At 38.2% G+C, this 13,417-nt stretch carries 11 protein-coding genes, 1 pseudogene and 1 riboswitch; of the genes and pseudogenes, 5 read left to right on the plus strand and 7 right to left on the minus strand.

The window, feature by feature from the left end; all coding sequences use genetic code 11:
* Positions 1-868 precede the first annotated feature (868 nt).
* The gene (locus RRV45_RS20035) at positions 869-2,239 is read right to left on the minus strand and encodes a sigma-54 interaction domain-containing protein (protein ID WP_410489311.1); all 1,371 of its coding nucleotides are present in this window, start codon (positions 2,237-2,239) and stop codon (positions 869-871) included.
* 184 nt (positions 2,240-2,423) lie between these two features.
* Between RRV45_RS20035 and RRV45_RS20040 the strand changes: the two genes are divergently transcribed.
* The 3 genes from RRV45_RS20040 to brnQ all read left to right on the plus strand — a co-directional run bounded on the left by RRV45_RS20040 (position 2,424) and on the right by brnQ (position 6,011).
* Complete coding sequence (locus RRV45_RS20040) at positions 2,424-3,410, plus strand: proline racemase family protein (RefSeq protein WP_315666417.1); 987 nt, start codon at positions 2,424-2,426, stop codon at positions 3,408-3,410.
* Positions 3,411-3,587: 177 nt separating this feature from the next.
* Positions 3,588-4,535, plus strand: a complete 948-nt coding sequence (locus RRV45_RS20045; RefSeq protein ID WP_315669099.1) for a proline dehydrogenase family protein — start codon at positions 3,588-3,590, stop codon at positions 4,533-4,535.
* 129 nt (positions 4,536-4,664) lie between these two features.
* Complete coding sequence (gene brnQ, locus RRV45_RS20050) at positions 4,665-6,011, plus strand: branched-chain amino acid transport system II carrier protein (protein ID WP_315666418.1); 1,347 nt, start codon at positions 4,665-4,667, stop codon at positions 6,009-6,011.
* A gap of 513 nt (positions 6,012-6,524) precedes the next feature.
* On the opposite strand, the gene RRV45_RS20055 is transcribed toward brnQ, so the two are convergent.
* The gene (locus RRV45_RS20055) at positions 6,525-6,776 is read right to left on the minus strand and encodes a hypothetical protein (RefSeq protein WP_315666419.1); all 252 of its coding nucleotides are present in this window, start codon (positions 6,774-6,776) and stop codon (positions 6,525-6,527) included.
* Between the two features lie 141 nt (positions 6,777-6,917).
* Positions 6,918-7,023: riboswitch (SAM riboswitch) on the plus strand.
* Positions 7,024-7,160: 137 nt separating this feature from the next.
* On the opposite strand from RRV45_RS20055, the gene RRV45_RS20060 reads away from it, so the two are divergent.
* Positions 7,161-8,366, plus strand: coding sequence for a homoserine dehydrogenase (locus RRV45_RS20060; RefSeq protein WP_315666420.1), 1,206 nt, complete (start codon positions 7,161-7,163; stop codon positions 8,364-8,366).
* Positions 8,367-9,239: 873 nt separating this feature from the next.
* Here RRV45_RS20060 and RRV45_RS22145 read toward each other — a convergent pair.
* The 3 genes and pseudogenes from RRV45_RS22145 to RRV45_RS20070 form a co-directional block, all read right to left on the minus strand.
* Positions 9,240-10,190 (minus strand): methyl-accepting chemotaxis protein, encoded by a 951-nt coding sequence (locus tag RRV45_RS22145; protein WP_410489394.1) that lies wholly within the window; start codon positions 10,188-10,190, stop codon positions 9,240-9,242.
* Positions 10,188-11,234 (minus strand): annotated as a pseudogene (locus tag RRV45_RS22150) (cache domain-containing protein); the annotation flags it as partial. The gene RRV45_RS22145 and the pseudogene RRV45_RS22150, both read right to left, overlap by 3 nt.
* A gap of 497 nt (positions 11,235-11,731) precedes the next feature.
* Complete coding sequence (locus tag RRV45_RS20070; protein WP_315666422.1) at positions 11,732-11,890, minus strand: hypothetical protein; 159 nt, start codon at positions 11,888-11,890, stop codon at positions 11,732-11,734.
* A 98-nt stretch (positions 11,891-11,988) separates the two neighbouring features.
* Here RRV45_RS20070 and RRV45_RS20075 point away from each other — a divergent pair, with 98 nt between their 5' ends.
* Positions 11,989-12,213, plus strand: a complete 225-nt coding sequence (locus RRV45_RS20075; protein WP_315666423.1) for a hypothetical protein — start codon at positions 11,989-11,991, stop codon at positions 12,211-12,213.
* Between the two features lie 15 nt (positions 12,214-12,228).
* Here RRV45_RS20075 and RRV45_RS20080 read toward each other — a convergent pair whose 3' ends face one another.
* Positions 12,229-12,513, minus strand: coding sequence for a hypothetical protein (locus RRV45_RS20080; RefSeq protein ID WP_315666424.1), 285 nt, complete (start codon positions 12,511-12,513; stop codon positions 12,229-12,231).
* An 18-nt stretch (positions 12,514-12,531) separates the two neighbouring features.
* A complete protein-coding gene (locus RRV45_RS20085) occupies positions 12,532-12,951 on the minus strand; it encodes a hypothetical protein (RefSeq protein ID WP_315666425.1) in 420 nt (139 codons plus the stop codon).
* Positions 12,952-13,417 lie beyond the last annotated feature (466 nt).

Consider the following 13,417-nt stretch of genomic DNA (forward strand, 5'->3'; position numbering starts at 1 on the left):
CACCTGTCCGTGAATTAATTCTTTCTTTAAGGAAGGGCAGCCTTGAACGGATTTTATGGCAATTGTTTGGGTTAAATCATATTAATCAAACGTTTAATTAAAGTGTCTATAGTCCTTGTGCGGCATGCGTTTGCGGCTGTTCAATCAATCGTTTGATTAACACCTTTCCACGGGATCTTGGGAATGGGAAACCAATGCGAACATACATATCAATCAAACGTTTAATTAAAGTGCCTCTAGCCCTTGTGTGGCAAGAGTTTACGGCTGTTCAATCAATCGTTTGATTAACACCTTTCCACGGGATCTTGGGAATGGGAAACCAATCAAACGTTTAATTAAAGTGTCTATACCCCTTGTGCGGCAAGCGTTTGCGGCTGTTTAATCAATCGTTTGATTAATAGAAATTTCATCTATATAAAAATCTAAAGGAAGTAGTTCCAATCATTTAGGGAAAAATTATAGAACAGATAAAAATTAGTAAAATAACGATTGAAGACTTTGAATGTGTAGCGGAAGAAATTCATGCGGACATTGAATCCGTTATTATCAATAAATGACACTAATTTTAGGACTAAGCGGACACCAAGTGCGTTATTTACGAAAAAACATAAGGAAATCACTGCTTTTTAGCGAATAACGGAACCTAGGTCCTTAAGCAAACAGAATTAGCCCTTTTTACCGCTTATAACGGAACTGATGTCCGCCAAGCTCAGATAGACTAGAGGGTTATTTCATTTGACTAACATCCAAGGAAGTTGAGAGAAAATTGCATAATAAAAACCAAACGGAAATCCGTGAAGGACATAGAATCAAGGTTTTTGTCCCAATATCATATATCAACTAGGCCGCAGTTCTTGGCCCTTCCCCGTCAAACCTTAATATCATACTGTTTTATTTTACTGTAGAGGCTTACCCTCGAAATGCCTAATTTTTTGGCGGCGGCACTTTTGTTGCCATATGTTTCGATTAGGACTTCCTTTATTCTATCTTTTTCTAAGGAAGCTTTCTCCTGGGCCAAGCCTTCTTTGTTCATATTTTCGTGTTGAATAATTGGAAATATATTTAAGACATCCTCTGCAGTAATCGCAGATTTATCGATGAAGATAATCATTCTTTCTACAACATTTCGAAGTTCTCTTATATTTCCAGGCCATTGATAATTCGTAAACACTTCCAGGGCGCTATTCGTAAGCGTCGGAAGTTCCTTTTGGTATTTAACAGCAAATTCCCCGGCAAAATGATTGACCAATACCGAAATATCATCAATTCTTTCTCGAAGCGGTGGAACTTTCAATGTAACCACATTTAAACGGTAATATAAATCTTCTCGGAAAGTTCCCTTTTTGACCATATCTTCCAGATCGCTATTTGTCGCTGCAACGATTCTAATATTCACTTTAATAGAAGCATTTCCGCCAATGCGATAAACTTCTCTTTCCTGAAGAACCCTTAATAATTTCACTTGCATATCAAGTGGAAGCATACCAATTTCATCTAAAAATAAAGTACCGCCGTCAGCCATCTCCACTTTTCCCGCTTTCCCATCCTTATAAGCACCTGTAAAAGACCCTTTCTCATAGCCAAAAAACTCACTTTCAAAAAGAGCATCCGGGATAGCACCGCAGTTAATCGGAATAAAAGGCTGGTTCTTTCTCAAGCTGGCTTCATGAATGCCCTGGGCAAAAAGCTCTTTCCCTACTCCGCTTTCACCTTGAATTAATACGGTGGCATCCGTTTTTGCCACTTTAAGAGCTAAGCCCTTTGCACGTTGTAAAGCATCGCTATGTCCTTTAATTTCTGATAATGGACCTATTTGTTCGTGCAAATGATACTGCTGCTTTATTTTTTGTAATTGGGTTGTTGTTAATGTTAACTTCTCATTTAATTTCACAATGTTGGTGATGTCTTGATCGATAGAGATGGCTCCGATTAAATTTCCCTTTTTATCAAAAATAGGAGATGAGCTGATCAGCACATGCACATCAGGTCTTGGCTGATGATACACGTTCGAAACAGCTTTCTTCGTCTCCAGTATTTCTAGTATCTTTAAATCTTCTATTTTAAAAAACTGGCTGATTTTCTTCTGTTTTATATCTTTAAGCGGAACTCCATAAATTTGCTCAGCTTGTGCACTCCAATATTGCACTTCACCTAATGCATTAATAATCGTGATAGCATCAGAGCTTGTTTCCATTAAAGCATTTAAATAGTTGAAGGAAAAATCCCTCATTCTTCGCACCTCCCGCTGTCAACACTGTAAATGTAAAGTTGTATTTACAATAGTGTAAACTTTATGAACACTCTTATTGTACAGCGGCTAGAAAACGTTTGCAATATTAGAATTCCCCTGACTATTCAAGTTGGCACAAGATTTGCATATTAACAACATAGTCACAATTAATATCATCAGGAGGTATGCAAACATGATGTTAACTATAGAAAAGTATATTGAAACCATTGATGCCCATACGATGGGAGAGGCAGCGAGAATTATTGTTGACGGTCTTCCAGAGATTCTAGGAAATACAATGATGCAAAAGAAGCAATATTTAGAATCCCAATTGGACCATATTCGCAAGCTTCTTATGCATGAACCAAGAGGCCATTTAAATATGTTCGGTGCCATCTTAACACCTCCTTGCAATCCAAATTGTGATCTTGGTGTGTTATTTATGGATAGCGGCGGTTATCTGAACATGTGCGGTCACGGGACGATTGCCTCAGTCACAGTTGCAATAAATAATGGCCTTATCGCTAAAAAGGACAAGGTATTTCTTGATACCCCTTCTGGAATCGTGGAATGCCATGTAGCGTACGAAAACGATAAGGTGAAGGAAGTTTCCTTTATTAATGTTCCAGCTTTTTTATATAAAAAAGATGTAAGCGTTTTAGTAGAAAACTTCGGATTAATTAAAATGGATATTGCGTTTGGCGGAAGTTTTTTTGCCATCGTAGATGCAGAGCAATTCGATTTAAAACTAAACATTGATGAACAAGATCAGATTACAGCAATCGGCATGGCCATCAGGAAAGCAGCGAATGAGCAATTGGTAATCGAGCATCCCGAAATTCCGGAAATCACGACCATCGACCTGGTTGAATTCAGTCTTCAGCTAGGTGAAAATCACTTTAAAAACACCGTTGTTTTTGGAGATGGCCAAATTGACAGATCCCCTTGCGGAACAGGAACATGCGCAAAACTATCAACATTGAAGCTTGAACGTAATGAGCAAATTATTCAAGAAAGTATCATTGGATCTCAGTTTAAAGGGGAGGTCGTTGATTTTACGAATGTAAAAGGCTATGAAGCCATTATTCCAAAAATTACAGGATCAGCATGGGTAACGGGAGTTCATAAATTTTTATTAGATGCGACAGATCCTTATGCGGAAGGGTTTCTATTAAAATAATTTAACGTTAAAAAACATTCATGATTTTGCAATCTCAACCCAGTTAATAAATATCATTGGCTTCATTTCACTGCGTTAGTGATTACTTCGTACATCAAGGCTTGTTCAACGAATCCGATGAAAATTTAATTTACAAAAATGGAGGGAATTACTTTGAGTTTAACGAGAGACTTTTTTATGATGCTATCCCAAAATAAAGTTCTGAACAGCGGGGCTAAAAGATGGGGATTAAAGCTAGGCGCACAGTCAGTTGTTGCTGGAACGAATATTAAGGAAATGGTAGAAAGCGTCAAGGAATTAAATAAAGTTGGTATTTCTGCAACGATCGACAATCTTGGTGAATTTGTTTTTGAAAAAGCAGAAGCAACTGAGGCAAAGAAACAAATTTTAGGCGTGATTGAGGCCATTCATGAACATCAATTAAATGCTCATATTTCCTTGAAGCCTACCCAGCTTGGCTTGGATATCGAATACGGCTTCTGCTTAGAGAACTTAAGGGAAATCGTTGCAAAAGCATACGAGTATAACATCTTTATTAACTTTGACATGGAGGATTACGGTCATCTGCAGCCATCCTTTGACATAATCGATGAGCTTTCGAAAGAATATGATAATATCGGCACCGTCATTCAAGCGTATTTCTATGAAGCTGAAGATATATTGAAGAAATATGAAAACTTTCGCTTAAGAATCGTAAAAGGCGCTTATAAGGAGCCTGAAAACTTAGCCTATCAAAACAAAAACGATATAGACCAAAACTATATCAAGTTAATTGAATATCACTTGCTGAATGGCAAATTCACATCGATTGCCACGCATGACCATCGTGTTATCGATCATGTGAAGAGTTTTGCGAAAAAGAATCAGATTCCACAGGAGAAATTTGAATTTCAAATGCTGTATGGTTTCAGAAAGGATTTACAGCTTAAACTTGCAAAAGAAGGCTATAATTTCTGCACATATGTCCCATTCGGAAATGATTGGTATGGCTATTTCATGCGCCGCTTAGCGGAACGCCCACAAAATCTCAATCTCGTTGCCAAACAGATGTTTACTAAAAAAACAAATACACTCATTGGACTTGGAGCTGGCGCCTTTTTATTAGGAAGGTTAAGTAAAAAATGAATGGTATGAAAATTTGGATGACTGAAATGTTATAATTCTACTATAATATTTTTTAATAGAGTGGATGGTCGATCTCCATCCCTCCTTATTAATAGTCATCCTCGATTTATATATTAAGGAGGAAAATCAATGGAAAAGAAGGTATCATTTTCACAAGTAATCGCAATTGGCTTCATGCTCTTCGCTATGTTCCTAGGTGCTGGAAACGTAATATTCGCTCCAATGGTAGGCCAACAGGCAGGAACAAATATATGGATTGCCATGGGAGGATTTTTAATTACAGGTGTTGGTTTGGTTTTACTCGCAATCATAGCTTTAACCCGCGGAGGAGGAACAGTTGAAAAACTTTCAGGAAGAGTTCACCCCGTGTTCGCTACGATATTCTCAATTTTACTATTTTTATCGCTTGGGCCGATTTATGTCATCCCGAGAACAACTTCTGTCGTCTATGAAATCGCTATCAAACCGTTAGTCCAAACGAACTCAAACGGCAGTCTTTATTTGTTTATTTTCTCTGCCGTATTTATTTTTCTAACGATTCTGCTATCATGGAATACAACAAAATTTGTCGACCGTCTTGGGAAAATAATCACTCCAATTTTTGCAATATTGTTATTATTACTAATTGGAAAGTCAATTTTTACACCAATGGGAAGTATTGGACAACCTCAAGGAGAGTATATTCAAAGCGTTGATGCGTTTTTGAAAGGGTTTATACAAGGATACTACACAATGGACGTTCTCGCTGCATTTGTATTTGGGGGAATTTTCATTAAATCAATCAGTTCCTTAGGGATAAAGTCTGAAAAGGAAGTATCGAAGCTATTTATTAAGGCAGGTATGGTCACCATTATCGGCTTGGTCGGACTACAAATCTCAATGGCATGGATCGGTGCTTCAAGTGTTGATGCTATTGGATTTAAGGAAAACGGAGGCGAAGTATTAGCACAAGGCTCAAAAGTTTTATTCGGGCAGATCGGAATTTATATCATCGGAACTATTATATTCTTAACTGGGGTCACAACAAATGTAGCCTGTTTAGCAGCTGTTTCCGAATATTTCGAAAGAATTGTTCCTTCTATTTCTTATAAAAAGTGGCTAATTCTCTTTTCCATTTTAAGCTTAATCATTACAAACTTTGGTCTCAACAAAATTTTGACAATGGCATCACCTATTTTACTATTACTCTATCCTTTAGCCATTGCTTTAATCGTTTTAATCTTTACAAATAATTTGTTTAAAGGTCATCAATCCGTTTATATTGGAACAATGATCGGCGTTGGGTTTGTTGCCATTCTTGATGCTCTAAAGGATGGCATTATTGCACCGGAAGCTATTAACAATATCTTCGGATTCATCCCCTTATTTGAAAATGGCGCCGGCTGGATTATCACAGGCCTTATCGGATTTGTAATCGGCTTGATTGTAGCTAAATCGAGGAAAGAAACTGACGCGATGATTGAGATGGCTAGTTAGGACCTCATTTATTTTTATCGATAGAGTACCTCCTTCTGTTATGAAGGGGGTTTTCTTATCGACAGGAACATGAAATATACTATTGGTGACGAGTGGGATGATCGCATTTTTATAGGCTCTTGCAGCATTATCAACTATCAAGCTTAGATTTTTATATGGTCATCCAAAACGATAAGTGAAACATGACTGTGAAATAAGATTATTCGAGAGGTGATAGACACGTAGAGATTATGAGGATTTTCATAGCTGGTGTTGATGCTTAAAACCTTTTATATAGCAAGTTCTCCTATCCTTTGAAAAAGAATAGTACACTTTATATTTATCGACTAGAATCCTATAGTTTCCTTGCCATTCGGGCTCATTCGCTGGCGTAGACTCCATAATCGAAAGTATTTTATTTTGAATATTAATCAACAATCTTTTTTTATAATCTTTTGTCTCAATAGAACTAAAATAGGGGCTATTTATTCGAGCGAAGCTGCTCCTTGCTTCTGCTGTCCATTTCAATTCCACTTAAATATCACCCTTCTCAATTGCTTCCAATAACTCATCTGAGGAATAAAGTCTCCCATTCAATATATCTTTATCTGCTCTTTCAAGCATATCTTTTAGCTCAATGTCTGTTTCAATATCCGATAAAATCGTATCTTCTTTTAATCTTTGTATAACAAAAACTTCCCCTTCAACATCTATTACTGCTTTCGACTTTTTATTTAGTATTTTTTTTATGATTACAGCTTCAATACCCTCAATTTTTTTTGCCATTGAAATCCCTCCTTTTATTAACCTATTATACACGGAAAAAAAAGATATTCTACAAATCATATTCGATTGCCAAACCAATTAAAGTATTGACGTTGCTCCATTTAATCTATATGATTATAAATAATTTCATAATTGCTAATCTTCTTATCAAGAGAGGTGGAGGGACTGACCCTGCGAAGCCTCGGCAACCAGCATTCGCATGCACGGTGCCAATTTCAGAGGAATGATCACATTCCGAAGATGAGAAGGTGGAACGGATTTTGTAATTTCATTCTTGCTCCCCTTCTGTCTTTATATGCAGAGGGGGTTTTTTATTTTTTCACCTGTGGGGTTGCCCGCTCACCAGTTAACAAATCGAAAAACAATAACAGGAGGAATGAATACATGTCAGCCATTCATATTGCATTATTAGGATACGGCACTGTTGGGAAGGGTGTCTATCAGACCGTAAAATCACATCAGAAGAAGCTCCAAGCCCTTTTTGGAAAAGAAGTGAAGATTGTTGGAATTCTTGTGAAAAATATTAATAAACACACTAATCCGGATGAAGATGTTCTTTTAACAGACGATTTCGAAAAAATCATTACACTAGAGCAGCTTGATGTTGTGATTGATGCCATTGTTGGAAAAGAGCCATGCTTTTCCTACTTGCAGCAGGCGATTAAACGGGGCTGTCATGTCATTACGGCGAACAAGGAAATGTTTGCCCATCATGGCGGGCAATTAAAACATTTAGCAAGTGAATATGGTGTTTCACTCGGCTTTGAAGCAACGGTCGCTGGCGGGATTCCTGTGATCCAAACACTAAAGCAATTGCTAAATGTCAACAACATCGAAAAAGTCCAGGGTATTCTTAACGGCACATCTAATTTTATTTTGACAAAGATGAGAGAAGAAAACTTACCATTTGCATCAGCATTGAAGCTGGCTCAGGAAAAAGGCTATGCCGAAGCGGATCCGACAAATGATGTAGACGGCTATGACGCCTTCTACAAAGCGGTGATCTTAAGTGAGCTTGCATTTGGGGAGGCGCCGAACTGGGATGAGTCGATCAGAGAGGGAATTCGGGGAATCACACCCGAACAAATTGAAGTTTTTTCATCATTAGGCTTTCGGTTTAAGCATGTCGCTTCGATTGAACGGACTGCTAGTGGAATTCTATGCACCGTAAAGCCTGTGCTTGTGAATGAACAGCATCCCTTTTACCATGTGGAAGGTGTCCAAAATGCTGTTTCCATTAATGGGGATATTGTTGGGAATATTAGCCTACAAGGCCCGGGAGCAGGAATGCTTCCAACAGCAAGCGCGATGATCGAGGACTTGGCACATATTCATACAAAAAGCGTAACTCGGCCATATACCGAACAAAACCTAGAAGGAAATGAGGCTTCTACTCTTTCTTTTTGGGCAATCGGTGGGGATGTAAATGCCACGACTCTGCCAACCCCTATACAAGTGATTGAAAGAATTCATCCGAACGTGCTAATCGTCCGGGCACCAGAGGAGACCATGTATGCTATTCATTTGCCGAATGTACATGTCTATCAAATTCTGGGAGAGGTGGCGTTTAGGGAAGTGGTTTTGAGTTAGCAATAGATGAATTTTGAATGAAAAACAGGAGGAAAAAAGTTTATTCATTTCCTCCTTAAATTTTTTCTTGTTTAGTGAGATGAAATAACACTTTGACAGAGGAGTTGAAAGTTTGTCAGCCAATCACAGCAGGTTGTTGGGAATGGAAGCCAAGTACGAACATACATATTAATCAAACGTTTTAATTAAAGTGCCTACAGCCCTTGTGCGGCAAGCGTTTGAGGCTGTTTAATCAAGCGTTTGATTAACACCCTTCCCCAGGATTTTGGGAATGGGAAACCAATACGAACATACATATTAATCAAACGTCTAATTAAAGTGCCTACAGCCCTTGTGCGGCAAGCGTTTTCGGCTGTTTAATCAATCGTTTGATTAAGAACATTTTTATCTTTATAAAATAAGAGACTACTCAAAGGAAGTAGTTTCGATTATATAGGGAAAAATTAATAAACATATAGAATAGATACAAGTTTGTAAAATAATAATTGAAGACTTTGTATTTGTGTAGTGAGAGAAATTAATGCGGACATTGTGAATCCGTTATTTTCATTAAATGGCGCTAATTGAAGGGCTAAGCGGACACCGAGTGCGTTATTTACGAAAAAACATAAGGAAACCGGTGCTTTTTTAGCGAATAACGGAACCTATGTCCTCAAGCATACAGTATTAGCCCCTTTTACCGCATATAACGGAACTGCTGTCCGCCAAGCTCAGATAGACAAGGAGATTTATTTCAGGTGCCTTATTTTTATTCGATGTTAATGCTAAAAAAATAAGGCCAAATCAGTATCCGATTTGGCCATCTAATTAGTATGCGATTTACAAAGTTCCCCAACAAAATCTTTTCAAAGAGTGACTATCCCTGTACCCTACCTACTCCAGCTTAAATTTAGCCACTGCCTTTTGAAGCTCGTCACTCAGTTCTGTCAATTGTTCTGCTGATTCGGCTACGGACTGAATGGCTGTGACCTGCTCGTCCGTTGAGGCACTGACTTCTTCACAGGCGGCCGCTGATTGCTCAGCCATCGCAGCCATTGAATGAATACTGTTTAGAACGTCCGCTTTCCCTACGGCAATATGGTCCATTTCATCATGAACTTGGAAAATCGACTGCCTTAATTTCTCGACAATTTCCGAAATAGAATGGAAGCTTGACTCTGTTGTGTTGACGGCATCTGCCTGCTGGGAGAAGTTTTCCTTCGTTTTGTTCATGGATTCAACAGCAAGAAGTGCTCCACTCTGGATGGTTGTAATCGTCTGTTTCACTTCATCTGTTGCCACTACCGATTGTTCAGCTAGCTTTCTAACCTCCTCAGCAACAACAGCAAATCCCTTGCCATGTTCACCCGCTCGTGCGGCTTCAATGCTAGCATTTAATGCAAGCAGGTTTGTTTGAGAGCTAATGTCGGTAATCGTTTTAATCACGAGCTCAATTTGTTGAATTTTTTCCTCAAGATCATGAATGACTTCTTCCATTGAATCAAGGTATTTATGTGATTCAGTAAATGAACCCTTTAAATGATTTACTTGGTGAATACCCGACTGATTCATTTCATCCGCTTTTTCTGCTAGATTAGTCATGTCTGTGGCATGTGCACTAATTTCATTAATTTTATTACTTAAATGTTCGGATAATTGATTAGCCGCCTCCGCCTCTTGTGCCGCAGTTGTGGCACCCTTGGCTACTTCAGTAATGGCCGCCGCAATTTCCTCACTGGATGCATTCGTTTCCTCTGATATGGCACTTAAGCTTTCGGCCGATTCCTTCACATTATTCACTGAGTAGTTCACGAACATTAATACCGATTTCATGTTGCCTAACATATGATTGAACTGCGAACTTAATTCACCAATCTCATCATTTGTCGTAACGGCTGCTGATACGGTTAAATCCCCATTAGCCATTCGATTGACAGCTTGTTTTAAAGAAATAATTGGCTTCGTAATTCTTGACGCCACAAAGTATGTAACAGCGCTAGCAATCAACAAAGCGACTAACGAGATAATAAAAATATTCATTCTAATCTGTTTTGCACTTACTAACAGATCATCGTATGTAAAGGCGGCTCCTATTTTCCAAGATGTACTTGGAATTGTATTATAAACTAACAGCTTGTTTTCACCTTCATCACTATATGAAGAAACACCAGCAGCTTCGTTGTACATCTTTTTAATATAAGGCTGGTCCATTAAGTTTTCACCTTGTTTTTCCGGGTGGACAATGGCTACGCCCTCCTTAGAAAAAACAAATGAATATCCGTTATAGCCAATTTTAGCCTCTTCAACTATTTTTGTAATAGCTGTCAATTTCATATCTAGGCCAATCACGCCAACAATGCCGCCACCTTTTTCAATGGCATAGGATGACGTGACTACAAGCTCCTTCGTAGCTGAATCAATATATGGCTCACTCCAAACGGCTTGACCCGGATTTTCTACCGCGAGTTTATACCAGCCCTTTGAGGTCGGATCAAAATCATCCCCTAAATCAGCCTTAGGCATAATCTGCAAGTCTTTCTTTGGAGTTGCTACGTAAATAGAAGTTACATCTTTATATTTATCTAAAAAGTTATGTAAATTTCTGTCTAATTCATTTTCAGCATCTATTTTTTCCGCTGTTCCGGACAGTTCCATATAATCCTCCACTTCCCTTGAATCAGCCACAAATTTCATGCCCAATTCATGTTGGCTCATAGCCAGTTGAAGGGAGTGTGCCATTTCGGCAACAATACTATTTGTTTGCTCAACTACACTTTTTTCTATTGAACTTTTTGTTTGATGATCAACAAAAACACTAACAGCCAACACTGTCAAAGCTAAAAGAATGACAAAAAGAGCAATCAACTTCCCCTTTATAGATTTAAACATAACTACTGACTCCCCCTGATATAATAAATTTTACCTTTTACACTTTACCACATAAAACCCACTTTACTTTTAATTAAGATAGTTAACATTTTTCAAAAAATTGATAAGGGATGCGTCCGGTGGATTGGAGATTGGGTGAAAAAACTATAGAGGGATTAGAAGTAATTTCGATAGTAGGGAGAAAACTTTAAAAACAATAAATTACAGTAATGCGGACATTAGGACCGTTATTTTCATTAAATGTCCCTAATTTGGGGGCTAAGCGGACACGGAGTACGTTATTTATGAAAAACACTTAAAAATCACAGCTATTTTACAAAATAGCGGATTCTATGACCGCAAACATAAGGAATTAGCCCGTTTTATCACAAATAGCGGCACTGGTGTCCGCCAGGCCTGATCTCAGTGGATTGAACTTTGTCCAACAGCCCTTTCTTTAACCAATAAGGTCAAGGAATCAAACCAACCTTGACCTATCAATTCACAAGCTCCTTTTATTAACCAAGCGGATACCTCAGCATCGGTTTTGAATCTTTCTTTTGAATTTCTACATTTTGAGGACGTCTAGGAAAGGATCCCTTCCCTTCGTCAGGGCCTGTTATGGTATTTCGCACGTCAAGCTGATTCCCTGTTACCTCAATTGGTCTTTCATCCATTCGGAATTCCTCCTTAGTTGTGTTACTGCATTTTTAGTATTCCATTGGCAACAGGAATTAGTACATGGATTGAAAAGGAGATTATCTTGAAGAAATGAATGTGGACATCAGGTTCGTTATTTTCATTAAATGCCCCAATTTCAGGGGCTAAGCGGACACAGAATGCGCTATTTACGAAAAAACACAAAGAAATCACTGCTTTTTTACAAAATAGCGTCACCTATGTCCGCAAACATAAGGAATTAACCCATTTTGTCACATATAACGGCGCTGGTGTCCGCCAGGTTCGGATAGATAAGATTAGAAATCGCGGCTTTCTGTAACGAAGGCGTCTTCTCCTAATTTAAATCTTTTCCCATTGAATTTTTGCTATTTCTAGTTTGATTCAACCTCTGAACACTAGGCCAAATCCCAACAAGGAAAAAGCACACTCCCGCCAAAAATGAAGCAAATATCCAGAAATTCATCCCAAAGCCAATTAATTGGTGTGCCCCTTCAAAATAAGTAACCTCTGGCGTATTGATGTACGAAGACATAATAGCAGCCGTTATATGTTTCGAAGCGTACAAAAACGCGGCAATAGCTATGAAAAAGCAGCCTACAGCCGCAAAAGGCTTGTTCATGATTTCACCTCTTTTTCTCTATTTATATAGCTCTTTATAGGCAATCACCTTTAATGCCAGGATTTCTTCGTCTGTTAATTTCCCCTGAATCTCCTGAAGGATTTCTTCTTTTGAAATGGTCCCTTCTTGCACTTGTACTCGAATATCATTCAGTTCAGAGATGCCAACTTTTTTAATGAGAACCTTTGTAGCCTCTTGTTTTGTCGTAAAAGGCAATTTGCTGCTGTCAGCCGTTTCAGCCTCTTCTATGAAGGACTTTAAATCAGGATCACTTTCAATTGTCTTCTTAATCTCCTCTATTTCCCCACTGTTCTCAAGCTCAGAGGAAATAGTCGACACGAGTTCATCCGAAGCCACTTTAGTACCAAAATGATAAACACCATAGCCTATGGCCCCTAGCAAAATAACCGTTATCATTAAAAATTTTAAAAATCTCATTTTCTTACACTCCTTTTGGGGGAAGATACCCCTCACTTTAGTGGGCACCATTTATAATACTAAACAAAAGTCACTTTGCTTTGAAAGTGACTTTTGTTCCCATTATACGTTATATTAGGTAAAATCGGCGAAAAAGTGATGTGCCTAACCACTTTCAGTTAATCCGCTCCGCCTTCCCCGAAATGATACTTTTTATAGGAAACCTCGTCATTGAACCTTTCATAATTACCATTTGAGACGCCTCCTTATCAAAACGCGTTCAATTATCATAAACTATTTCCTTTTACCACCGAAATGCAATATTAAGTTTTAGCTTACAAAATCACCTTTTTACCCATTTTCGTTATTTCTCGAATATCCCTCTTTGTTATTATGGTAATAGCGAAACAGAATTTGAAAAATGGACTGCAAAACGTACGAAATAACATGTAATATCTCAAAAATATCATTTATTAAAACAATCACT

The sequence above is a fragment of the Bacillus sp. DTU_2020_1000418_1_SI_GHA_SEK_038 genome (assembly GCF_032341175.1).
Classification (GTDB): domain Bacteria; phylum Bacillota; class Bacilli; order Bacillales; family Cytobacillaceae; genus Cytobacillus.